We start from the raw sequence: 26829 nt of genomic DNA, 5'->3' as shown, positions 1-26829 counted from the left end.
CGAGCAGGGCCGTCCAGTCGGGCGCACCGCCCCGGACGTGCAGCTCGGCGAGCGCGGACAGCGCCGACTCGCGTTCATCACGCGAAGCACGCAGCATCGCCACGACGGGCACGCTCGCCATGCCGGCGAGGGTCCCGTCCGGGCCGACCTCGACGAACCGCGTGACACCCCGGGCTTCCAGCGCCGTCACGCGGTCGGCGAACCGGACCGGTTCGCGCACGTGCCGCACCCAGTACTCCGGGTCGGTCAGGTCGGCGGCCCCGCCGGTGACGATCGGCAGCCGAGGAGCCGAGAAGGTCAGCCCGGCCACGACCTGCCGGAACTCCGCCAGCATCGGGTCCATCAGCGCCGAGTGGAAGGCGTGCGACACGGAGAGCCGCTTCGTCTTGCGACCGCGGGAAGCCAGTTCGGCCGCGGCCGCGAGCACCGCGTCTTCGTCCCCGGACAGCACGACGGAGCCGGGCGCGTTGACCGCGGCCAGGTTCACGCGCTCGCCCAGCAGCGGCGTGACCTCGGCTTCGGTCGCCTGCACGGCGACCATCGCCCCGCCGGCGGGGAGGGCCTGCATCAGCCGGGCGCGCGCCGCGACCAGCTCGCAGGCATCGGTCAGCGAAAGGATTCCGGCGACGTGCGCCGCCGCCAGCTCGCCGATGGAGTGCCCGGCCAGGAAGTCCGGTTTCACGCCCCAGGATTCCAGCAACCGGAACAGGGCCACCTCGACGGCGAACAGCGCCGGCTGGGTGTAGCCGGTGTCGTTCAGGGACTCGCCCGAGATCACTTCGGCCAGCGGAAGGCCGAGACCCGCGCACACCTCGTCGAAGGCCGAGGCGAAGACCGGGAACTCGCGGCGCAGTCCGGCACCCATCCCGATCCGCTGGGAACCCTGGCCGGAGAACAGGAACGCGGTCTTGCCCGCCTTGCCGACCACACCGTCCACAACGGACGGGCTCGGCGAACCGGATGCCAGCGCGTCCAACCCGGCCACCGCCGAAGCGGTGTCGTCGGCCAGCACGACAGCCCGGTGCTCGAACGCCGACCGCCCGGTGACCAGCGAAAACGCCGTGTCCACCAGCGACGGGCCCGTCGTCAGGTGCTCACGCAGCCGGACGGCTTGCTCCCGAAGGGCTTCCGCGGACCGGGCGGACAGCACGAGCGGGACAACGCCGTCCACCGCGGTCGCCTCGGCGGGCGCGGAGTCGTAGCTCTCCAGGATCACGTGCGCGTTGGTGCCACTGATGCCGAACGACGACACGCCGGCCCGGCGCGGGGTTTCCCCGGCGGGCCACTCGACGTTCTCGGTGAGCAGCTCGACGCGCCCGGCCGTCCAGTCGATGTGCGGCGACGGCTCGTCGACGTGGACCGTCCGCGGCAGCAACCCGTGCCGCATCGACAGGATCACCTTGAGCACCCCGGCGACGCCGGCGGCGGCCTGGGTGTGGCCGAGGTTCGACTTCACCGAGCCGAGCCACAGCGGCCGGTCGCGGTCCTGGCCGTAGGTCGCCAGCAGCGCGTGCGCCTCGATCGGGTCGCCCAGCGTGGTGCCGGTGCCGTGCGCCTCGACGACGTCCACTTCGGACGGCGCCAGGCCGGCGCTCGCCAGCGCGGCCCGGATGGCCTGCTGCTGGGCCGGGCCGTTGGGCGCGGTGAGGCCGTTGGACGCGCCGTCGGAGTTCACCGCCGAACCGCGGACCACGGCCAGCACCGGGTGTCCGTTGGCCAGCGCGTCCGACAGCTTCTCGACCAGGACGAGCCCGACGCCCTCGGACCAGCCGGTGCCGTCGGCCGCGGCCGCGAACGGCTTGCACCGCCCGTCGGGCGCGAGCCCGCGCTGGCGGCTGAACTCGAGGAACATGCCCGGCGTCGACATCACCGTCACGCCGCCGACGAGCGCCAGCGAGCACTCGCCGCGTCGCAGGGATTGGGCGGCCCAGTGCAACGCGACCAGCGACGACGAGCACGCGGTGTCCACCGTGACCGCCGGGCCCTTGAGCCCGAGCTGGTAGGCGACCCGGCCGGAGATCACCGCGGTCGAGTTGCCGGTGAGCAGGTGCCCTTCGACGCCGTCGGGCAGCGCGGTCAGGCCGGAGCCGTAGCCGGTCGACGTGCCACCGACGAACACCCCGGCCCGCGTGCCGCGCAGGGAGAGCGGGTCGATCCCGGCGCGTTCGACGGTCTCCCACGCCGTTTCGAGCAGCAACCGCTGCTGCGGGTCGGTGGCCAGCGCCTCGCGCGGGCTCATCCCGAAGAAGCCGGGGTCGAACTCGGCCGCGTCGTAGACGAACCCGCCCTCGCGGACGTAGCTGGTGCCCGCCTGCCCGGCGTCGCCGGAGTACAGCGCCGCCGGCCAGCCGCGGTCGGCGGGGAAGCCCGCCATCCCGTCGCCGCCGTCGGCCAGCAGCTGCCACAGCTGTTCGGGGGTGCGGACACCGCCGGGGAACCGGCAGCCCATCCCGATCACCGCGACCGGTTCGGCGTCGCGCTCCTCCACCTCGCGCAGCCGCTGGTTCGCCGCGCGCAGGTCGGTGGTGACCTTCTTGAGGTAGTCGAGCAGCTTCTTCTCGTTGTCGGAGGTCACGCCCCGAACTCCTTGTCGATCAGGTCGAACAGCTCGTCGGCGGAGGCCGCCGCCACTTCGTCGTCCAGTTGCGGTTCGCCGGTCCACCAGTCGAGGAGGGACCGCAGCCGCTCGGTGATCTCGTCGCGGCCCTCGAAACCCGCGGGCAGCGCGGCGAGGGAACTGCGGAGCTCGTCGACGGCGCCGGTCGCGGACGGTGCCGCCGGTGCGATCTCGGCGAGCAGGTAGCCGGCCAGCTCGTGGACCGTCGGGTAGTCGAACACCAGCGTCGCGGGCAGCCGCTTCCCGGCGACCGCGCCGAGCCGGTTGCGCAGCTCGACCGCGGTGAGCGAGTCGAAGCCCAGCTCGGAGAACGCCTTGGCCGGGTCGATGTCCACTGTGGACGCGTGGCCCAGCACCGCGGCGACCTGACCGGACACCAGGTCCACCAGGAAGTCCTCGCGGTCCGCCACCGGCGTCGCGGCGAGCCGCTCGGCCAGCCCGACCGGTTCGGCCTCGGCGACGGCGGCGACCGTCCGCCGTGCCGGGGCCGTGGCGAATTCCCGGAAGAGCGGTGCGCCCGACGACGCCAGCGCGGCCGGGTCGACCCGCATCGGCACCACGGCCGCCGCGCCGGAAGCCACGCCCGCGTCGAGCAGGGCGAGGCCGAGTTCGGCGGACAGTGGCAGCAAGCCCGCGCGGGCCATCCGGCTCAGGTCCGTCTCGGTCAGCCCGCTGGTCATGCCGGCGGCGGCCGACCACGGCCCCCACGCGAGCGCCACCGCGGGCAGCCCGAGGGCGTGCCGGTGCGTGGCGAAGGCGTCGACGAACGCGTTCGCGGCCGCGTAGTTCGCCTGCCCGGCGCCGCCGAACAGCCCGGCGGCCCCGGAGAACAGCACGAACGCGGTGAGGTCGGCGTGCCGGGTCAGCTCGTCGAGGTGGACGGCGGCGTCGACCTTGGGCCGCAGCACCTTGTCCAGGCGGGCCGCGTCCAGGGAGCCGATGACGCCGTCGTCGAGCACGCCGGCGGTGTGCATGACCGCGCGCAGCGGGTGCTCGGCGGGAATCCCGGCCAGCAACGCGGCCAGCGCGTCGCGATCGGCCGCGTCGCACGCCGCCACGGTGACGGTCGCGCCCAGCCCGGTCAGCTCGTCCCGCAGCTCGGCCGCCCCCTCGGCCGCGAGGCCACGGCGGCTGGTGAGCAGCAGGTGCCGCGCGCCGTGCTCGGTGACGAGGTGCCGGGCCAGCAGCCCGCCGAGGCCGCCGGTGCCGCCGGTGATCAGGACCGTGCCGGCGGGGTCGAGCGGCGCGGGCACGGTCAGCACGACCTTGCCGACGTGCTTGGCCTGCTGGAGGTGCTTGAACGCGGCCGGGGCGCGGTGGACGTCCCACGCGGTGACCGGCACCGGCCGCAGGGCGCCCTTCCCGAGCAGGTCGAGGACTTCCCGCAGCATCTCGGCGATCCGGTCCGGCCCGGCTTCGATGAGGTCGAACGCCCGGTAGGCGACGCCCGGGTGTTCCGCGGCGACGGCGGCGGGATCGCGGACGTCGGTCTTGCCCATCTCCAGGAACCGGCCGCCGCGCGGCAGCAGCCGCAGGGACGCGTCGACGAACTCCCCGGCCAGCGAGTCGAGGACGACGTCGACGCCCCGGCCCTCGGTGGCCGCGAGGAACCGCTCCTCGAAGTCGAGGGTGCGTGAGGACGCGATCCGGTCGTCGGCGAGGCCGTGGTCGCGCAGGGCGGCCCACTTGCCGGCGCCCGCGGTGCCGAACACGTCGGCGCCGAGGTGCTTCGCGAGCTGGACCGCGGCCATGCCGACGCCGCCGGCGGCCGCGTGGACCAGCACCGTCTCCCCCGGCTGGACACCGCCGAGGTCGACCAGCGCGTAGTAGGCGGTGAGGAACACGATCGGCACGGACGCCGCCTCGGCGAACGACCAGCCGTCCGGGACGCGAGCGACCAGCCGCTGGTCGGCGACGGCCAGGGGGCCGAACGCGCCGGGGAACATGCCGAGTACCCGGTCGCCCACGGCGAGCCCGGTGACGCCCGGGCCGACTTCGGTGACGACGCCCGCGCCTTCCAGGCCCATCTGCCCGGCCTCGCCCGGGTACATGCCGAGCGCGTTGAGGACGTCGCGGAAGTTGACGCCCGCCGCCCGGACCGCGATCCGCACGTGCCCGTCCGGCAGTGGGCCCTCGACCTCGGGGCACGGCAGCAGCGTCAGGTTCTCGAGGGTGCCCTTGTCGACGACGTCGAGCCGCCACGGCCCGTCCGCCGGCGCGGCGAGCACCCCGCCCGCGGTTTCCGCGCGTACCAGTCGGGCCGCGTGCGGTTCACCGTCGCGAAGGGACAGTTGCGGCTCGCCGGTGGTGAGGGCGGCGGGGATCGCGCCGTACGACGCTTCCTTGCCGTCGACGTCCACCAGCACGAACCGGCCGGGGTTCTCGGCCTGGGCCGAGCGGACCAGGCCCCAGACCGCGGCGTTGGCGAGGTCGGTCACCTCGCCGCGGTGGGCCACCGCGCCCGAGGTGACGAACACCAGCTTTGCCGCCTCGAGGGTGTCCTCGGCCAGCCACCGCTGCACGGTGGCCAACACGAGCCCGGTGGCCGCACGGACCGCGTCCGGCAGGTCCGTCGCACGGTCCGGCACGAGCGGCGCGAAGACCACTTCGGGTGGCGTGCCACCTTCGGCGATCACCGCGTCGATGTCCACATAGGACGTCAGAGGGCCGGCGGTGCCGAGCTGGACGCCGAGCTTGTGCGGGTCCGGGCCGAGGACGGCCCAGGTCGCGGTGTCCGGTCCGGACCCGCCGGTCAGCGGGACCCAGTCCACTTGGAACAGCGAGTCGTGCAGCCGCCGCGGCTCGGCCAGCAGTTCGGCCGAGACCTGGCGCATGGCCAGCGAACCCACGGTGGCGACCGGGTTGCCCGCAGCGTCGGCGATGGTCAGGGCCAGGGCGTCCGGCCCGGCCAGGCTCAGGCGGACGCGCAGCGCGGCGGCGCCGGACGCGTGCAGGGTGACGTCCGACCAGGAGAACGGGAGCCGGCTCTGCCCGGCCCCTTTCAGCGGAAGGTAAAGCAGGGCCTGCAGGGCGGCGTCGAGCAACGCCGGGTGCAGCCCGAAGCGCCGCGCGTCTTCGCGGGCCGGTTCGGGCAACGCGATCTCGGCGTAGACGTCGTCGCCGTGACGCCACGCGGCGGTCAGGCCGCGGAAGGCGTCCCCGTAGGCGAACCCGCCGGCCGCATAGGTGTCGTAGAAGTCTTCCACGGCAAGGGGTTCCGCCTTCTCGGGCGGCCACTCGGTCAGCCGTCCGCCCGGTTCACCGGCGTCGACGGCGAGCAGGCCGGTGGCGTGCAGGACCCAGTCGTCGGTGCCCTCGACCCGGGAGTGCGCCGTGAAAGTCCGGGTTCCGTCGTCGCCAGGCGCGCCCACCGAGCACTGCAGCTGGACGCCGCCGCGCTCGGGCAGTACCAGCGGCGCGGCGAGCGTCAGCTCCTCCACACGGGCGCAGCCGGCCTGGTCGCCGGCCCGGACGGCCAGCTCGAGGAACGCCGTGCCCGGCAGCAGCACCTGCCCCATGACCTCGTGCCCGGCCAGCCACGGGTGGGTGGACAGCGCGAGCCGGCTGGTGAACAGCACCTCCTCGGAGCCGGCCACGGAGACGGCCGCGCCGAGGAGCGGGTGGTCGACCGCGGTGAGGCCGGCGGCGGTGACGTCACCGACCGGAAGCCCGGTCAGGTGCGGCCAGAACCGCTGGTACTGGAACGCGTACGTCGGCAAGTCGACCCGGCGGGCACCAGTGCCCGCGAACACCGCCGTCCAATCGGGACTCTGCCCGTGGACGTGCAGCTCACCGACGGCGGCCAGCACGGTGACCCGCTCGTCGCGGCCCGCGCGCAGGGTGGCCACCGCCACGGCCGCGTCGACCATCGGCGTGAGGACGGCGTCCGGCCCGATCTCGACGAACCGGTTGACGCCCAGGCCCTGCAAGGTCGTGACGGCGTCGGCGAACCGCACGGCCGCCCGCACCTGGCTCACCCAGTACTCCGGCGTGACCACGGACGCGACCGCACCGGTCACTGTGGACACGATCGGCAGAGTCGGTTCGGCGTAGGTGATCCGCTCGGCCACCTTCGCGAACTCGGCCAGCATCGGATCCATCGACGGCGAGTGGAACGCGTGGGAGACCGTGAGCCGCTTGGTCTTGCGGCCCAGTGCGGTGAAGTGCCGCTCGATCCCGTCGAGGTCGTCGACTTCGCCGGAGACCACAATGGACGTCGGCCCGTTGATCGCGGCGATGCTCACCGTGTCCGTGAGCAGCGGGGTGACCTCGTCTTCGGTGGCCGACACGGCCAGCATCCCGCCTCCGCGCGGCAATGCCTGCATCAGCCGGCCACGGGCGGCGACCAGCCGGCACGCGTCCGCAAGTGAAAACACCCCGGCAACGTGCGCGGCGGCCAGCTCACCGATCGAGTGCCCGGCCAGGTACTCGGGGCGCACGCCCCACGACTCCAGCAGCCGGAACAGCGCGACCTCGACCGCGAACAGCGCGGGCTGGGTGTAGCCGGTCTCGTTCAGCAGGTCCTCGTCGCCGAAGACGACGTCTCGCAGCGGCCGGTCCAGCTCGGTGTCGAAGTGCGCGCACACCGCGTCGAACGCTTCGGCGTAGACGGGGTATTCGTCGTGCAGCTCGCGGCCCATGCCGAGCCGCTGGGCACCCTGTCCGGTGAAGAGGAAGCCGATCCGGCCTTCGCTCACCGGGACCGGGAGAGGCCCGTCGACGAGGGCGCGCAGACCCCGCAGCAGTTCTTCGGTCTCGGTGCCGACCACCACCGCGCGGTGCTCGAACGCCGACCGTCCGGTGGCCAGGGACCAGCCGACGTCGGCCGGCCGCGCTCCTTCGTCGAGCTGTTCGGCGAGCTGTGCTGCCTGCGCCCGCAGTGCGGCTTCGGACCGGCCCGACAGCACCCACGGCACCGGGCCGGACCACGCCGGCTCGGCCACAGCGGGCTCTTCGGGCGCCTGCTCGACGATCACGTGCGCGTTGGTGCCGCTCACGCCGAACGACGAGATCCCGGCCCGGCGCGGGTGCCCGTCCGGCGTCCACTCGACGGCGTCGGACAGCAGCCGCACGTCCCCCGAAGTCCAGTCCACATGGGACGACGGGACGTCGGCGTGCAGGGTCTTCGGCAGCAGGTCGTGGCCCAGCGCCAGGACCATCTTCATGATCCCGGCCGCGCCCGCGGCGGCCTGGGTGTGCCCGATGTTGGACTTGACCGAGCCGAGCCACAGCGGCCGGTCGCGGTCCTGCCCGTACGTGGCCAGGACGGCCTGCGCCTCGATCGGGTCGCCGAGCACCGTGCCGGTGCCGTGCGCCTCGACGGCGTCCACTTCGGACGCGCGGAGCCCGGCATCGGCCAGGGCCGCGCGGATCACCCGCTGCTGCGACGGTCCGTTGGGGGCGGTCAGGCCGTTCGACGCGCCGTCCTGGTTGACCGCGCTGCCGCGGACGAGGGCGAGCACGGGGTGGCCGTTGCGACGCGCGTCGGAAAGCCGTTCGAGGAGCACCATCCCGGCGCCTTCGCCCCAGCCGGTGCCGTCGGCGTCGTCGGAGAACGCCTTGCAGCGGCCGTCGAGCGCGAGCCCGCGCTGGCGGCTGAACTGGATGAACCCGGACGGCGTCGACATGATCGTGACGCCGCCGGCCAGCGCGAGGGAGCACTCCCCCGCCCTCAGCGCCCGCGCCGCGAGGTGCACCGCGACCAACGACGACGAGCAGGCCGTGTCGACCGTGACGGCCGGGCCCTCCAGGCCGAGCGCGTAGGAGATCCGGCCGGACACCACGGAACCCGCGTTGCCGGTCATGGTGTAGCCCTCGACGCCCTCGTCGTCGCCGAGCGCGAGCAGCGGCGTGTAGTCCTGCCCGTTGGAGCCGGCGAACACGCCGACCGGACCGCCGCGCAGCGACGCCGCGTCGATCCCGGCGCGCTCGACGGCTTCCCACGCCGTTTCGAGCAGCAGGCGCTGCTGCGGGTCCATCGCCAGGGCCTCGCGCGGGTTGATGCCGAAGAACGCGGCGTCGAACCGGCTGGCGCCGTCGAGGAACCCGCCGCGGCGGGTGTAGGACGTGCCCTGGTGGTCGGGGTCCGGGTCGTAGAGCGCGTCGAGGTCCCAGCCGCGGTCGTCCGGGAAGTCGGTGATCGCGTCTTCGCCGCCGGACAGGAGAGCCCACAGGTCCTCCGGCGATCGCACCCCGCCGGGGAACCGGCAGGCCATGGCGACGATCGCGATCGGGTCGTCCTCGACGGCCTTCGGCGACACGTCCACTGTGGACGCTGCCTCGGCCGGTTCGCCCAGCTCGGTCTTGAGATGGGCGACCAGCGCGGTCGTCGTCGGATAGTCGAAGATGAGCGTCGCCGGCAGCTTGAGCCCGGTGGCCGCGGACAGGCGGTTGCGCAGGTCGACCGCGGTCAGCGAGTCGAAGCCGAGGTCGGTGAACGCGCGGTTCGGCTCGACGTCGCCCGGCCCGGCGTAGCCGAGCACGCCGGCGACCTGGGTGCGGACGAACGCCAGCACGTCGCGCTCGGTCAGGCCCCGCGGGTGCTCCGCCGCGGTCTCCATCGCCGCGCGGGCCTCGGGGATGCCGAGCAGCAGCGGGCTCGGGCGGACGGCGGTGAACGACGGCACGTACCGCGCCCAGTCGACACCGGCCACGGTCAGCGTCGTCTCGCCGTGGTCGAGAGCCTGCTGCAGCGCCGCGATCGCCAGCTCCGGGTCGAGCGCGTGGATGCCGCCGAGGCGCTGGCGCTCGGCGACAGCGGCGGCGTCGGCCATCCCGGTGTCGGCCCACGGGCCCCACGAGATCGACGTCGCGGCCAGCCCGAGCGAGCGCCGGTGCTCGGCGAGCGCGTCGAGGTAGGCGTTGGCCGCGGCGTAGTTGCCCTGGCCGGGGCCACCCCAGACCCCGGCCGTCGAGGCGAAGGAGACGAACGCCGTCAGGTCGAGGTCGCGGGTCAGCTCGTGCAGGTGGAACGCGGCCAGCGCCTTGGGCTTGAGCACCGCGGTGAGGCGATCCGGGGTGAGCGCGTCCAGGACGCCGTCGTCGAGGACACCGGCGGCGTGGACGACAGCGGTCGGCGGGTGTTCGGTGAGCACGGCGGCTAGCGCCTCGCGGTCGGCGACGTCGCAGGCCACGACGGTCGCACGGGCACCGAGCGCGGCGAGTTCGTCGCACAGTTCGGCAGCGCCGGGAGCGTCCGCGCCACGACGGCTCGTGAGCACCAGGTGCTCGGCGCCGCGGCCGGCCAGCCAGCGGGCGACCTTGGCGCCCAGCCCACCGGTACCGCCGGTGATCAGGACCGTGCCTTCCGGCGTCCACTCGCGGGCCGGCGGGGTCTCGCTCGACGGCGACCGCAGGAGGCGGCGGGCGAAGACACCGGACGCGCGGACGGCGACCTGGTCTTCGTCGCCGGTGAGCGCGGCGGCCACCCGGTCGATCGCGCGGTCGTCGAGGCCGGCGGGCAGGTCGAGCAGCCCACCCCAGCGGCCGGGGTGTTCGAGCGCGGCGACGCGGCCGAGGCCCCACACCGGCGCCTGGGCCGGCTGGCGGAGCGCGTCGGCCTTGCCGGTCGACACCGCGCCGCGGGTGAGCGTCCACAAGGGAGCCTCGCCGGCGGCCTGGATCAGGGTCAGCGTGTCGACGAGCCCGCGATAGGACTCGTCGGTCCCCAGCAGGTTCACGATACCCGCCGCGTCGACGTCCGCGATCCGCTCGGCCAGGGCGGCCCGGGCGATCCCGGGCTCGACCTCGACTGTGACGACCTCCGCGCCGAAGCGCTCCAGGGGAAGCGGGGTCTCGTCGTCCGGACGGCGCACGACGAGCCACGTGCCGTCGAGGCGTGGCGCCGAGTCGACAGTGACCGGCTGCCATCCGACGCGGTAACGCCAATTGTCCACTGTGGATTCTTCACGTCGTTGCCTGCGGTACGCGGCCAGCGCGGGCAGCACGCCTTCGACGGCCGACGCGTCGAGCCCGAGCGTCTTGGCCAGCTCGCCGGCGTCGTCGCGTTCGACGGCCGACCAGAACCCGGCGTCAGCGGCGTCGGACGCCGCGGCGACGTCGGCCGGGCCGGGCAGCGTCGGCCAGTAGCGCTGCCGCTGGAACGGGTACGTCGGCAAGTCCACAATGGACCCGGTCAACACGGGCGTGAAGTCCACGGCGACGCCGCGCGCCCACAGCTCGCCGGCCGAGGTCAGGAACCGGGCGAGCCCGCCTTCGTCGCGGCGCAGCGAGCCGGTGACCACGGCGTCGTCGAGGGTCCCCGCGATCGCGGTGCCCAGCACGGGGTGCGCGCTGGACTCGACGAACACGTCGAAGCCCTGTTCGCCGAGTGCCAGGGTGGCGGGCGCGAAGAGCACGCGCTGCCGCAGGTTCCGGTACCAGTACGCGGCGGTCAGCTCGGTCGTGTCGAGCCAGTCGCCGGTGACGGTCGAGTAGAACGGGATCCGCGCCTCTCGCGGAGCCACCGGGGCCAGCACGTCGAGGAGCTCGGCCTCGATCGCCTCGACGTGCGCGGAGTGCGACGCGTAGTCGACCTGGACCTTGCGGGCGCGGACGCCGTCGGCCGCGCAGCGGGCCAGCAGGGCGTCGACCTGCTCCGGGTCGCCGGAGACGGTGACCGCGACGGCGCCGTTCAACGCGGCGATGGACAGGCCAGGCAGCAGCTCGAGGTCGTCGGCCGGCAGCGCCACCGACGCCATCGCGCCCCGGCCCGCCAGCGACGTCCGGATGACCTGGCTGCGCAGGGCCACGACCCGCGCGCCGTCTTCCAGGGATAGGCCACCGGAGACGCAGGCGGCGGCGATCTCGCCCTGGGAGTGGCCGACGACGGCGTCGGGGCGGACGCCGTAGGACTCCCACAGCGCGGCGAGCGACACCATGACCGCCCAGCAGGCGGGCTGCACGACGTCGACCCTGGTCAGGGCCTCGGCGTCGCCGAGGACGTCGGTCAGCCGCCAGCCGACGAACGGTTCGAGCGCGGCCGCGCACTCGGCGAGCCGCTCGGCGAACACCGGCGCGGTCTCGGCGAGTTCGAGCGCCATGCCGACCCACTGCGAGCCCTGGCCGGGGAAGACGAACACGGTCTTGCCGGGCGTCCCGGCGACCCCGCGCGCGGCGGGATCGGCCAGCCCGGCGAGCAGCGCGTCCCGGTCGGCACCGACGACGACGGCCCGGTGTTCGAAGGCCGACCGGGTGGTGGCCAGCGACACCGCGACATCCGCGACGTCGGAAGTGGCCAAGGTGGTGGCCAGCCGCTCGGCCTGCTGCTGCAGCGCATCGGCGGTCCGGCCGGACACGAGCAGCGGCACCGGCCCCAAGCGCCCCAATGTGGCCTTGGTTGCGTCAGACGCACCGAAGGCCGCCTTGGGTGCGTCTGACGCACCGAAGGCCACATTGGGGCGTTCTGGCGACTGCTCCAGGATCAGGTGCGCGTTCGTCCCGCTCATGCCGAACGACGAGACTCCCGCCCGGCGCGGGCCGTCGGTGAGCCACGGCCGGGTCTCGGTGAGCAGGCTCACCTCGCCCGCGTCCCAGTCGACGTGCGGGGACGGGACTTCCGCGTGCAGCGTCTTCGGCAGCACGCCGTGCCGGATGGCCTGGACCATCTTGATCACGCCGCCGACGCCGGAGGCCGCCTGCGTGTGCCCGACGTTGGACTTGAACGACCCCAGGTACACCGGCCGGTCGCGGTCCTGGCCGTAGGTGGCGATGATGGCCTGCGCCTCGATCGGGTCGCCGAGCTTGGTGCCGGTGCCGTGCGCCTCGACGACGTCCACTTCGGACGGTGTGAGCCGCGCGTTGGCGAGCGCCCGCCGGATCACCCGCTGCTGCGAGGGTCCGTTCGGGGCGGTGAGGCCGTTGGACGCGCCGTCGGAGTTGATCGCGGAGCCCTTGATCACCGCGAGGACGCGGTGGCCGTTGCGCTCGGCGTCGGAAAGCCGTTCCAGCATCAGCATCCCGGCGCCCTCGGCCCAGCTGGCGCCGTCGGCGTCGGCCGAGAACGGCTTGCTGCGGCCGTCCGCAGCGAGCGCGCGTTGGCGGCTGAACTCGACCAGGGAGACCGGGGTGGACATGACCGTGACGCCGCCGGCGAGAGCCAGCGTGCAGTCGCCGTCGCGCAGGGACTGGCAGGCCCAGTGGATCGCGACCAGCGAGGACGAGCACGCGGTGTCGATCGAGACCGCGGGGCCTTCCAGGCCGAAGGTGTAGGCGACGCGGCCGGACAGCACGCTCGGCGAGTTGCCGGTGCCGAGGAACCCCTCGAAGCTGTCGGTCGCGGCGCCGAGCAGGCCGCCGTAGTCCTGGTAGGTGATGCCGGCGAAGACGCCGGTGCGGCTGCCGCGCAGTGTGGCCGGGTCGATCCCGGCGCGTTCCATCGACTCCCAGGACACTTCGAGGAGCAAGCGGTGCTGCGGGTCCATCGCGACGGCCTCGCGCGGGCTGATCCCGAAGAAGCCGGGGTCGAACGCGCCGGCGTCGTGCAGGAAACCGCCTTCGCGGGCGTAGCAGGTGCCCGGTGCGTCGGGGTCGGTGTCGTAGAGGGCTTCGAGGTCCCAGCCACGGTCGGTCGGGAACGGCGAGATCGCGTCGCCGCCCTCGGCGACCAGCCGCCAGAGGTCGTCGGGGTCGGCGATGCCGCCGGGGTAGCGGCAGGCCATGCCGACGATCGCGATCGGCTCGTCGACCCGGGTGACGGCCTCGGTCTGCTCTTCCTCCGCGCCGAACAGCTCGGCGTGCAGGGCCTTCGCCAATGCGGTGGGAGTCGGGTGGTCGAAGACCGAGGTCGCGGGCAGGCGCAGGCCGGTCGCGGTGTTCAGCGCGGTGCGCAGCTGGACGGCGGTCAGCGAGTCGACGCCGAGTTCCTTGAACGCGCGGTCCGCGCCGACCGCCTCGGGCCCGGCGTGGCCGAGGACGAGTGCGGCTTCGGTCCGGACGATGTCGAGCAGCGCCCGGTGCCGGTCGGTCTCGGGCAGCCGGGCGAGCTTCTGGTGCAGCGCGTTGCCCGCGTCGGCCACCTGGGCGACCACCCGGCGGGTCTTGACCTTTGCCGGGACGTTTTCGACGACGCGGAGCGCGCCCCTGGTGCCCAGCAGGTCGAACGTCTCACCGGGACGGTACGCGAGCGCACTGTGCGCGACGGCTTCGAGCACCGCGGTCTGCGCCGCGGCCAATCCCTCGCCGCCCGCGGCGGTCAGGACCACGAGGTCGACGTCCAGCTCGGCGAGGTTGAAGGCGATGTCGGCGCGGTCGCGCAGGTCGGCCACGCCGTCCGCGAGTCCGATGTGGACGGCCGTGGTGACGTCCGGGACGTCTCGGAGCGCCCGCGCCAGTTCGTACCGGTCGGCGGGGTCGCAAGCCACCACCTCCGGCAGATCCGCGTCACCGAGTACGACGAGCCGCTGGACACCCCGGTCCTCGACGAGGTGCCGCGCGACGGCGGCGCCCAGTTCGCCGGAGGCCCCGGTGAGCACCACTGTCCCCTCGGGCTTCCACGCGTCCGGTGTGACGACGGCGGTCCGTGGTTCGTAAACGACTCCGTCGCGGACCGCGAGCCGATCCGCGGCCGGCTCGACGGGCACGCCGTCGACGAGGGCGAACCGGCCGGGGTGCTGCGCCAGCACTGGCTCGACGGCACCCCAGACGGCGGCTTCCACCACGTCCGGCACCTCGCCGGCGGTCACGGCGACCGCGCCGCGGGTGACGAACACCAGCCGCGAACCGGCGAACCGGGGGTCGGCCAGCCAGGCCGTGACCAGCGCCAATGCCCGCTGCGCCGAAGCCCAGACGGCCCAGGTGAGGTCGTCGGTGTCGTCGGGACGGCAGGACGCGAAGACGACCTCGGGCACCTCACCGGCGGCAGCCAGCTCGGCGAACTCCCGGTAAGTGGGTAGCTCCTCCAGCCCGAGGTCACCGATCGCCGCCGCCGGTCGTGAGTGTGAAACAGGGTTGGAACACTGTTTCTCGCTCACGACCCACTCGACGCGGTGGTGCGTGACGGCCGGCGCCGGCTTGGTCGCCGGGCGCATGACCACCGACTCGGCCACGGCCACGAGCCCGCCGGTCGAGTCGGCCAACGTCAGCTGGATCGCGCTTCCCGTCCGGCGCAACCGGACGCGCAGCTCGGTCGCGCCGGTCGCGTGCAGGCTGACGCCCGAGCACGAGAACGGCAGCTCGTCCGAGAAGCCGGCGAACGCCAGCGCGTGCAGGGCCGCGTCCAGGAGCGCCGGGTGCAGCCCCCACTCCGCCGTAGCGGTACCGGCGGGCAAGGCGACCTCGGCGAACACGTCGTCGCCGTCGCGGTACGCGGCCCGCAACCCCTGGAACGTCGGCCCGTAGGCGAACCCGGCCTCAGCCCGGCGCTGGTAGAAGTCCTCGACCGGCAACGCATCCGCGGGCGGCCACTGGGTCAAGACGTCCGAAGTAGATAGTCCTATAGCGAGCGTTCCGGAGGCGTGCCGGACCCAGTCGTCGCCGCGGGTGTAGATGCCGAACGCCCGCCGTGATCCGTCCGCGGCTTCGACGCGGACCTGCACCGGTACGCCACCGTGCTCGGGCAGGACCAGCGGGGCCTCCAGGATCAGCTCCTCGACCTGGTCGCAGCCCACCTCGTCGGCCGCGCGCAGGGCCAGCTCCACGAATCCGGCGCCCGGGAACAGGATTTCGCCGTTCACCCGGTGCTCGCCCAGCCAGGGCGCGGTATCGACCGAAAGCCGCCCGGTCAGCACGACGCCGTCCGCGCCGGCCAGCTCCACGGCCGCACCCAGCAAGCCGTGCGACGCGCCGGACTGGCCGAGCGACGCCGGGTCACCGTCGACGTCCGGCACTTCCAGCCAGTACCGCTCGCGCTGGAACGGGTACGTCGGCAGCTCGACGCGCGAGCCGTCGCCGACGACCCGGGCCCAGTCCACGCCGCCGCCGTCGACCTGCAGCTCGGCCAGCGCCGAGAGCAGCGTGCGGGCCTCGGGGCGGTCGGCCCGCAGCGCCGGCACGGCGATCCCTTCCACGGACTCCGCGACCATCGCCGAGAGGACCCCCGCCGGGCCCAGCTCCAGGAACCGCGTCACACCGCGGCCGGTCAGTGTGCGGACGCCGTCGGCGAACCGGACCGTGGCCCGGACCTGCCGCACCCAGTACTCCGGGTCGGTCAGCCCGTCGGCCACCGCGCCGGTGACGTTCGACAGCACCGGGATCGCCGGCTCGTGGTAGGTCAGCCCGGCCGCCACCGCGCGGAAGTCCGCGAGCATGCCGTCCATCCGGGCCGAGTGGAACGCGTGGCTCACCCGCAGGCGCCGGGTCTTTTCGAACGTCGCGGCGACGGCCAGCACGGCGTCTTCGTCACCGGAAAGCACGACCGACGACGGCCCGTTGACCGCGGCCAGCGACACGCGGTCGGTCAGCAGCGGCGTGACCTCGTCTTCGGTGGCCGCGACGGCCACCATCGCGCCGCCCTCGGGCAGCCCCTGCATCAGCCGCGCGCGAGCGGCGACGAGCGCGCACGCGTCCTCGAGGGACAGCACGCCGGCGACGTGCGCCGCGGCGAGTTCGCCGATCGAGTGGCCGCCCACGAAGTCGGGCCGGACGCCCCAGTTTTCGAGGAGCCGGAACAGCGCGACCTCGACCGCGAACAGCGCGGGCTGGGTGTACGCCGTCTCGTCGAGCCGCTCCCCCGACGCGATCGCCGACCGCAGCGAACCGTCGAAGTGCGCGCACACCGCGTCGAAAGCTTCGGCGAACACCGGGTACTCGCGGTACAGCTCGCCGCCCATGCCGGCCCGCTGCGCGCCCTGTCCGGTGAACAGGAACGCCGTCCGGCCCTTCGCGGCCGTCCCGCGCACCACCCCGGCTGACTTGGTGCCTTCCGCCAGCGCCGCGAGCCCGGCCCGGAGTTCGGCCGCGTCTTCCGCCAGCACGACGGCGCGGTGTTCGAAGGCCGGCCGGGTCGCCGCCAGCGACCAGGCCAGGTCGCCGACGTCACCGGCGGGGTGGTCGAGGAGCCGGGCGGCCTGCGCCCGCAGCGCCGCCGCCGACCGGCCGGACAGCGCCACCGGCACGAGCCCGGTCCGCCGCGGTCGCGGCAGCTCGGGTTCGGGCGCGGGCGCCTCTTCGATGATGACGTGCGCGTTCGTGCCGCTGACGCCGAACGCGGAGACGCCGGCGCGGCGCGGATGTCCGTTGGCCTGCCACGGCACCGGCTCGGTGAGCAGCGAGACGCTACCCGTTGTCCAGTCCACTTCGGACGACGGCTGTCCGGCGTGCAGGGTCTTCGGGAGCAGCTCGCGCTGGAGGGCGAGCACCATCTTGATCACCCCGGCGACACCGGCCGCGGCCTGCGTGTGCCCGAGGTTGGACTTCAGCGAGCCGAGCCACAACGGACGTTCGCGGTCGCGGCCGTAGGTGGCCAGCAGGGCGTGCGCCTCGATCGGGTCGCCGAGCCGGGTGCCGGTGCCGTGGCCCTCGACAGCGTCCACATCGGACGCTGTGAGACCGGCATCGGCGAGCGCGGCCCGGATCACCCGCTGCTGCGAGGGGCCGTTCGGGGCGGTCAGGCCGTTGGACGCGCCGTCGGAGTTCACCGCGGAGCCGCGCACCACGGCCAGCACGGGGTGTCCGAGCCGCTGGGCGTCGGAAAGCCGTTCCAGCACGAGCATGCCGGCGCCTTCGGACCAGCCGGTGCCGTCGGCGTCGTCGGAGTAGGCCTTGCAGCGGCCATCCGGTGCGAGACCGCGTTGCCGGCTGAACTCGACGAACGCGGCGGGGTTGGCCATCACCGCGACACCGCCGGCCAGGGCCAGGGAGCACTCGCCCGAGCGCAGGGAGCGGGCGGCGAGGTGCAGCGCGACCAGCGAGGACGAACACGCGGTGTCCAGCGTGACGGCCGGCCCCTCGACGCCGAGGTGGTAGGCGATCCGTCCGGAAAGGACACTGCCCGCGTTGCCGGTGAGCAGGTGCCCGCCGAGGCCTTCGGGAGCCACGCGCAGTCCGGCGGCGTAGCCGGAGACGCCCGCGCCGACGAACACGCCGGAGCTGGTCCCGGCGAGGGACCGCGGGTCGATGCCTGCCCGTTCCAAGGCCTCCCAAGAGCTTTCGAGCAGCAGCCGCTGCTGCGGGTCGGTGGCCAGGGCCTCGCGCGGGCTCATCTCGAAGAAGGCGGCGTCGAACTCGCCGGCGCCGGCGAGGAAGCCGCCGTCGCGGGAGTAGCTCTTGCCCTCGGCGTCGGGGTCGGGGTCGTAGAGGCCCTCGACGTCCCAGCCGCGGTCGGTGGGCCAGGCCGAGATGGCGTCGCCGCCGTCGGCCAGCAGCCGCCACAGCTCCTCCGGCGAGTCGATGCCGCCGGGCAGGCGGCAGCTCATGCCGACGATCGCGATCGGCTCATCGACGTCCACGACGCGTGGGGCCGGGACTTCCTCGTCGCCGCCGAACAGCTCGGCGACGAGGAAGTCCGTGAGGGCGGTGGCCGACGGGTGGTCGAAGACGAGCGTCGACGGCAGTTTGACGCCGGTGACCGTGCTCAGGCGGTTGCGCAGCTCGACGGCGGTCAGGGAGTCGAAGCCGAGGTCGCGGAAGGGCCGGTCCACGGCCACGGACGCCGGATCGGCGTGCCCGAGGGCGGCCGCGGCTTCGCGCTGGACGAGGTCCAGCAGCTCGTCGGCGGACAGCGCCCGGCGCCGGGTCTCCTCGACCGGGACGTCGAGCGCGGCGCGGACCTCGGGCAGGTCGCCGAGCAGGGCGCTGGCGCGGACCGCGGTGAAGCCGGGAGCGAACCGCGCCCAGTCGACGTCGGCGACGGTCACGGCGGTGTCGCCGGCGTCGAGAGCTTGCCGCAGCGCGGTGATCGCCAGGTCCGGCGCCAAGGCCCGCAGGCCGCGGCGGCGCAGGTGGTCTTCCGCGCCTTCGTCGGCGAGCATGCCGCCGCCCGCCCACGGGCCCCAGGCCACCGACGTCGCGGCCAGCCCCGCCGCGCGGCGCCGGTGGGCGAGGCCGTCGAGGTAGGCGTTCGCCGCGGCGTAAGCGCTTTGGCCGCCGCTGCCCCAGACGCCGGCGATGGAGGAGAACAGCACGAACGCGTCCAGCTCACGGTCGCCGAGCACGGCGTCGAGGTTCGCGGCGCCGGTGAGCTTGGCGGCGGTGAACCGGGCGAATTCGGCCGGAGTGAGATCGGCGAGGGGCGCGGACTGGGCGACCCCGGCAGCGTGCACGACGGCCCGCAGCCCGTCGAGGCCGCCTATGAGGTCGGCGAGGGCTTCGCGATCGGTGACGTCGCAGGCCGCGACGGTCACGGTGACGCCCAGGGCGGTCAGTTCGTCACGCAGTTCCGGCGCACCGGCGGCGTCGAGGCCGCGGCGGGAGGTGAGGACGAGGTGGTCGGCACCGGCGCGGGCCAGCCAGCGGGCGACTTCGGCGCCGAGCGCGCCGGTCCCGCCGGTGATCAGCACGGTCCCGCTGGGCCGCCACGAGCGGTCCGCCGCGGCCGGCGCCCGGTCCAGGCGCGCGGCGAAGACGGCGGATTCGCGGACGGCGACCTGGTCCTCGGGGCCGCCGAGCAGGCCCGCGAGCCGGGCGACCGCGCGGTTGTCGAGGACCTCCGGCAAGTCGACCAGACCGCCCCAGCGGCCGGCGTGTTCGAGCGCCGCGGTGCGGCCGAAACCCCAGAGCGCCGCCTGGGCCGCGCTGCGCACCGGGTCGGCGCGACCGACCGAAACCGCGCCCGAAGTGACGCACCACAGCGGCGCGCTGTCGCCGAGCGCCTGCACGAGTTCCAGGGTCGCGGCGAGGCCGGCCGGGATCCCCTCCGGCGTCGGGCGCTCGTCGAAGGCCAGCAGGGACAGCACACCCGCGAAGTCGCCGTCAGGCAATTCGGCCAGGCGCACGGGAACGCAGTCGAGGCCCGCGGTCAGCGCGTCGAGGAACTCCGGCTCGACGCCGTGCTCCGGGAGGACCAGCAGCCAGGTGCCCGGCGCTCCTCCGGCGGTCCCGGAAAGCGGGCGCCAGTTCACGGCGTACCGCCAGTTGTCCACAGTGGACATCTCGCCGTGCCACCGGGCGAGCAGCGGCAACGCCGTCTCCAGAGTGGCCAGTTCCGCGGCGTCCAGAGTGGACGACAGCGCGGTCAGGTCGGCGCGCTCGACCGCCGTCCAGAACCCGGCGTCCGGTGCGGGCGCGGCCTTCGTGACGCGCGGCCAGTAACGCTCGCGCTGGAACGGGTACGTGGGCAGCACGACGAACCGCGCCGGCGGCACCACCGCGGCCCAGTCCGGCCCGCGGCCGACGACGTGGAGGAGGGCCAGCGCGGCGAGCAGCGTCCGCTCCTCGGGCCGATCCTTGCGCAGCGTCGCCGTCGCGGGCAGGATCTCCTGCGCCAGCGCGGCGAGCACCCCGTCCGGGCCCAGCTCGACGCAGCCGGTCACGCCCAGCCCGGCCAGCGCGCCGACGGCGTCGGCGAACCGCACCGGCTCGCGGACCTGACGTACCCAGTACACCGGCGTCAGGATCTCGTCGCCGGCCAGCCGACCGGACACAGTGGACACCAGCGGGATCTTCGGCGCGTGGAAGGTGAGGCCGTCGGCGACCGCCGCGAACGCGTCCAGCATCGGGTCCATCAGCGCCGAGTGGAACGCGTGCGACACCGCCAGCCGCCGGACCTTGCGCCCCAGTTCGGCGAAGTGCCGCTCGATCGTCTCGACGGCTTCGACCTGGCCCGAGACCACTATCGCTTGTGGGCCGTTGACGGCGGCGAAGCCCGCGCCTTCGCTCAGGACGGCGGCGACCTCGTCCTCGGTGGCCTGGACGGCCAGCATCGCGCCCTCGGCGGGCAGCGCCTGCATCAGGCCCGCTCGTGCCGACACGAGCCGGCAGGCGTCCTCGAGGGACAACACTCCGGCGACGTGCGCGGCCGTCAGTTCACCGATCGAGTGGCCGGCGACGTAGTCCGGCCGGACACCCCACGATTCCAGCAGCCGGAACAACGCCACCTCGACCGCGAACAACGCGGGCTGGGTGTAGCCGGTCTCGTCCAAGAGCGAAGCGTCGCCGAAGACGACCTCCCGCAGCGGGCGGTCCAGCGCGGAGTCCACCAGTGCGCAGACCGCGTCGAAGGCATCGGCGAACACCGGGAAGCGCGCGTACAGCTCCGCCCCCATGCCAACGCGCTGCGAGCCCTGGCCCGAGAACAGGAATGCCGACTTGCCGGCGGCTTGGACCCCTTGGACCAGGTTGGCCGATGTCTCGCCGGCCGCGAGGGCTTCCAAGCCGGTCGCGAGTTCGGCGAAGTCCGCGCCGAGCACGACGGCCCGGTGTTCGAACGCGGCCCGCCCGGCCAGCCCGGCGGCCACGTCCGCGATCTCGCTGTCCGGCAGCGTCAGCAGGTCGCGGGCGGCATCCCGCAGCGCGGCCTCCGACCGGCCGGACAGCACCCACGGCACCAAGCGCCCCAATGTGGCCTTCGGTGCGTCTGACGCACCGAAGGCCGCCTTGGGTGCGTCAGACGCAACCAAGGCCACATTGGGGCGCTCTGGCGACTGCTCGAGGATCACGTGGGCGTTCGTGCCGCTGACGCCGAACGACGACACGCCCGCGCGCCGCGGACCGGCGTCCTCCGGCCAGTCCTGCGCCTCGGTCAGCAGCGCCACCGCGCCGCTGTCCCAGTCGATGTGCCGCGACGGCCGGTCGACGTGCAGGGTCTTCGGCAGCAGGCCGTGCCCCAGCGCGAGGACCATCTTGATGATCCCCGCGACGCCCGCGGCCGCCTGCGTGTGCCCGATGTTGGACTTCAGCGAACCCAGCCACAGCGGCCGCGCGCGGTCGTGGCCGTAGGCGGCGATGAGCGCCTGCGCCTCGATCGGATCGCCCAGCGTCGTGCCGGTGCCGTGCGCCTCGACGACGTCCACATCGGACGGTTCCAGTCCCGCGTTCGCCAGCGCCGCCCGGATCACGCGCTGCTGTGAAGGCCCGTTGGGTGCGGTCAAGCCGTTCGACGCGCCATCCTGGTTCACTGCCGAGCCGCGCACCAGCGCGAGCACCGGGTGGCCGTTGCGGCGCGCGTCGGACAGTCGTTCGACCAGCAGCAGACCGACGCCCTCGCCCCAGCCCGTACCGTCCGCGCCGTCGGCGAAAGCCTTGCAGCGGCCGTCTTCGGCCAGGCCGCCCTGCTTGCTGAACTCCAGGAACGCGCCCGGCGTCGTCATCACCGTGACGCCGCCGACGAGCGCCATCGAGGACTCGCCCGATCGCAGCGACTGCGCGGCCCAGTGCAGCGCCACCAGCGACGACGAGCACGCCGTGTCGACGGTGACGGCGGGACCTTCCAGGCCGAGGACGTAGGAGATCCGGCCCGAGACGACCGAGCCGGCGTTCCCCGTTCCGGCGTGCCCGTCCGAGCTGCCTTCGCCGGCCTCACGCAGCAGCGCCGCGTAGTCCTGGCCGTTGGTTCCGATGTAGACACCGACCTGGGAACCGCGCAGCGACAACGGGTCGATGCCCGCGCGCTCGAACGTCTCCCACGACGTCTCCAGCAGCAGCCGCTGCTGGGGGTCCATCGCCAGGGCCTCGCGCGGCGAGATCCCGAAGAAGCCGGGGTCGAAGTCGGCCACGCCGTCGAGGAAGCCACCGTGGCGCGTGTAGCTGGTGCCCTCGTGGCCGCGGTCCGGGTGGTACAGGTCGGCCAGCGGCCAGCCGCGGTCTTCGGGGAACGTCGTGACGGCGTCGCGGCCGCCGGCCAGGAGGTCCCACAGGTCTTCGGGCGAGCGCACGCCGCCGGGCAGGCGGCAGGCCATCGACACGATGGCGACCGGCTCGTCCTCGACGACGGCGGATCGCGTGACGACCGGGGCCGCAGCCGTTCCGGCCAGCTCTTCGCGCAGGTAAGTGGCGACGGCGGCCGGGGTCGGGTAGTCGAACACCAGCGTCGCGGGCAGCGGGCGCCCGGTCGCGGCGCCGAGGCCGTTGCGCAGCTCGACGGCGGTCAGCGAGTCGACGCCGAGGTCCTTGAACGCCCGGTCGGGCTCGACCGCCTCCGGCCCGGGATAGCCGAGCACGGCGGCGGCCTGGGCGCGGACGACGTCCAGCAGGAGCGTCTGCTGGTCCTCTGTGGACAGATTCGCCAACCGAGCGACCAGGGGCTGCTCGTCGGGGGTGCTCATCGCGTCCCGCGCCTCGGGCAGGTCGCCGAGCAGCTGGCTGGGGCGGGTGGTGGTGAAGCCGGGGACGAACTTCGCCCAGTCGACGTCGGCGACGATCGGGTTCGGCTCCCCGCCGGCGATCGCGCGGCGCAGCGCGGCGACGGCCAGGCGCGGCGCCATCGGCGGGACGCCGCCGCGGCGCATCCGGTCGGCGACCAGGTCGTCGGCCGCCATGCCGCTGCCGCCCCACGGGCCCCAGGCCACCGCGGTGGCGGGGAGCCCCGCGGCGCGACGCTGCTCGGCCAGTGCGTCGAGCCCGGCGTTCGCGGCGGCGTAGGCGGCCTGTCCGACCGCGCCGAGACTGCCCGCGAACGACGAGAACAGGACGAACGCGGACAGGGCGCGGTCGCGGGTCAGCTCGTCGAGGTGCCGGGCGGCGTCGAGCTTGGGCCGGAACACGGTCGCGAGCTGGTCGGCGGTGACGCCGTCGAGCACGGCGTCGTCGAGGACGCCGGCGGTGTGGATGACGGCGTCGAGGTCGGGCAGCGTGCCGAGGAGCCCGGCCACGGCGTCCCGGTCGCCGACGTCGCAGGCGGCGACGGTGACCCGGGTGCCGAGGGCGGTCAGCTCGTCCCGCAGCGCCGTCGCGCCCGGGGCGTCGAGGCCGCGGCGGCCCACCAGGACGAGGTGGTCGGCGCCGCTTTCGGCGAGCGTGCGCGCGACGACCGCGCCCAGCGCACCGGTGCCGCCGGTGATCAGCACGGTTCCGGCCGGTGACCACGGCTCGGCGGCCGGGCCGGTGGTCCGCCGCAGCCGACGGCCGAAGACACCCGAAGCGCGCAAGGCCACCTGGTCCTCGCCCGAGGTCAGGACGGCTGTGAGCCGGTCGAGGGCGCGGTCGTCCAGCTCGGCGGGCAGGTCGACCAGACCGCCCCAGAGCTGCGGGTATTCGAGCGCGGCGACCCGGCCGAGGCCCCACAGCGGAGCCTGCTCGGGGGCCCGCAGCGGGTCGGACTGCCCGGTGGAAACCGCCCCCTGGGTCGCGACCCAGATGGGCGCGGTCGCACCGCGGACCAGCTCGATGGTGCGCGGCAAGGCCTCGTCGTCCAGGGCCAGCAGGGAAAGGACACCGTCGGCGTGCTCGGGCAGCCGGTCGGGCGTGACGGGTATGAACCCGCGGCTCACGAGGGCGTCGAGCACCGGTGACGTGAAGCCCTCCGGCACGACGGCCAGCCACGTCCCGGTGAGCGGGGCCGGCGCGGTCGGCACCGGTGTCCAGCCGATCCCGTACCGCCAGCCGTCCACAGTGGACTTCTCTTGCCGCTGGGCGCGGTAGGCCGACAGCGCGGGCAGCAGTTCGCCGACCGCGTCCGCCGGCAGGTTCAGCACGTCGGCGAGCGTGCCGGTGTCCACTGCGGACCAGAACGCGTCGTCGCCGGCTCCCGTGGCGGGCGACGGCTCCAGCCAATAACGCTGACGCTGGAAGCGGTACGTCGGCAGGTCGATCCGGCGGCCGCCGGGCAGGACGGCCGACCAGTCGGGTCCGTGGCCGGCCACGTGCAGCCGGGCCAGCCCGGTCAGCGCGGCCGACGGCTCCGGGCGGTCGCGGCGCAGCAGCGCGGCGACCGCGACGCCGTCGGGCAGGCACTCCTGGGCGAGCGCGGCCAGCGCGCCGTCGGGACCCATCTCCAGGAACCCGGTCACGCCTGCTTCGTGCAGCCAGCCGATGCCGTCGGCGAACCGCACGGCCTCGCGGACGTGCGAGACCCAGTAGTCGGGCGAGGTCAGCCGGTCGGCAAGGGCGCCGGTGACGTTGGAGACCACCGCGATCTTCGGCGGGTTGAAGGTGAGACCGTCGAGGACCTGCCGGAACTCGGCGAGCATGCCGTCCATGCGGGCGGAGTGGAACGCGTGCGAGACGTCGAGGCGCTTGGTCTTGCGGCCGAGCCCCGCGAAGTGCTCGGCGGCGGCCAGCACGACGTCCTCGTCGCCCGACAGGACCAGTGAACCGGGAGCGTTGACGGCGGCGATCGAGAGCCCGTCGACCAGGTCGATCTCGGCTTCGGTCGCCTGGACCGCGATCATCGCGCCGCCGGCGGGCAGGGCCTGCATCAGCCGCCCGCGGGCCGCGACCAGCGTGCAGGCGTCGGCCAGCGACAGGACCCCGGCGACGTGCGCGGCGACCAGCTCGCCGATCGAGTGGCCGAGCAGGTAGTCCGGGACGTACCCCCACGACTCGGCGAGCCGGCACAGCGCCACCTCGACCGCGAACAGCGCGGGCTGGGTGTACGCCGTCTCGTCGAGGTGCTCGCCCGACTCGATCACCGTCCGCAGTGGACGGTCGAGGTGCCGGTCGAACTCCGCGCACACCTCGTCGAAGGCGGCGGCGAAAACCGGGAACCGGGCGCTCAGCTCGCTGCCCATGCCGGCTCGCTGGGCACCCTGGCCGGTGAAGAGGAAGGCCAGCTTCCCGGGCCGGACCGTGCCGCGCACCAAGCCGGGCGCGACCCCGTCCGAGGCGAGCGCGTCGAGGCCGCGCAGCAGCTCGTCCCGGCCGTCGGCGAGGACGACCGCGCGGTCGTCAAGCGCCGCCCGGCCGGTGGCCAGCGACCACGAGAGGTCGCGCAGTTCCGCTTCGTCCACAATAGACTTGAGGCTCGCGGCCTGCTCCCGCAGGGCGGCCGTACCGCGCGCGGAAACCAGGAACGGCAGCGGCCCCTCGACGGCTGGAGGCTCTTCGATCGCTTCGGCCGCGGGTGCTTCCGACAGCAGGACGTGGGCGTTCGTGCCGCTGACGCCGAACGCGGACACCCCGGCGCGGCGGGGTGCGTCGCGCTCCGGCCACGGCATCGGCTCGCCCAGCAGCTCGACGGCGCCGGCCGACCAGTCCACGTGGGACGACGGCTCGTCCAGGTGCAGGGTGGGCGGGAGGTGCCCGTGCCGCAGGGCGAGGACCATCTTGATGACGCCGGCCGCGCCGGAGGCGGCCTGGGTGTGCCCGATGTTGGACTTCACCGCGCCGACGCGCAGCGGCCGGTCCGCCGGACGGTGCTGCCCGTAGGTGGCCAGCAGCGCCTGCGCCTCGATCGGGTCGCCCAGGGTGGTGCCGGTGCCGTGCGCCTCGACGACGTCCACATCGGACGGCGACAGCCCGGCGGCGGCCAGCGCCGCGCGGATCACCCGCTGCTGCGAGGGACCGTTCGGCGCGGTGAGGCCGTTGGACGCGCCGTCGGAGTTGACGGCCGAGCCCTCGACGACGGCGAGCACCGGGTGGTTGCGGCGCCGCGCGTCGGAAAGACGCTCGAGCAGCAGCAGGCCGACGCCCTCGCCCCAGCCGGTGCCGTCGGCGGCTTCGGCGAACGGCTTGCAGCGGCCGTCGCCGGCCAGCCCACCCTGGCGGGCGAACTCCAGGAAGACCGCCGGGGTCGACATGATCGTCGCGCCGCCGGCCAGGGCAAGGGAGCACTCCCGCTTGCGCAGGGCCTGGCAGGCGAGGTGCAGGGCGACCAGCGCGGACGAGCACGCCGTGTCGACGGTGACCGCGGGCCCCTCCAGGCCGTAGCTGTAGGCGAGCCGGCCGGACAGGACGCTGCCCGCGTTGCCGGTGAGCAGGTGCCCGGCGACCTCGCCGGTCTCGCTGCCCAGGCCGTACCCGGACGGCGTCGAGCCGACGAAGACACCGGCCGAAGTCCCGGCCAGCGAGCCGGGGTCGATGCCCGCGCGTTCGAAGACCTCCCAGGACACTTCGAGCAGCAGCCGCTGCTGCGGGTCGGTGGCGAGCGCCTCGCGCGGGCTGATCCCGAAGAACGCCGGGTCGAACGTCGTGGCGGTGTCGACGAACCCGCCCGTGCGCGCGTAGTCGCCGCCGGTGACGTCCCAGCCGCGGTCGGCCGGGAACGGCGTCATCGCGTCGGCGCCGCTCTCGACGAGGTCCCAAAGCTCCTCCGGGGAGGTCACGCCGCCCGGGAACCGGCAGCCCATCGCCACGATCGCGATGGGCTCCCGCTCCCCCGCCTCGAGGTCCTGGAGGCGTTGCCGGGTTTCGGCGAGGTCGGTCGTGACCCACTTCAGGTAGTCCCGGAGCTTCTCTTCGTTCAC

Annotated in this window: 2 protein-coding genes (1 of these 2 cut by a window edge); both read right to left on the bottom strand. The window is 74.2% G+C overall.

Going from position 1 to position 26829, the window contains the following annotated elements:
* Positions 1-2575, bottom strand: partial view of a type I polyketide synthase gene (locus ABFJ78_RS17110; protein ID WP_436387329.1) — the start only. Its footprint begins 6224 nt before the window's first position; 2575 of the gene's 8799 nt are visible here — the first part of the coding sequence; the start codon lies at positions 2573-2575; the stop codon falls past the left edge of the window.
* Positions 2572-26829, bottom strand: coding sequence for a type I polyketide synthase (locus ABFJ78_RS17105; RefSeq protein ID WP_436387328.1), 24258 nt, complete (start codon positions 26827-26829; stop codon positions 2572-2574). The genes ABFJ78_RS17110 and ABFJ78_RS17105 overlap by 4 nt, the downstream gene beginning before the upstream one ends.

The sequence above is a fragment of the Amycolatopsis sp. MEPSY49 genome (assembly GCF_051337345.1).
Classification (GTDB): domain Bacteria; phylum Actinomycetota; class Actinomycetes; order Mycobacteriales; family Pseudonocardiaceae; genus Amycolatopsis.
Note: the sequence above shows the minus strand (reverse complement) of the source record. Positions and strands in the feature narration are given on the sequence as shown.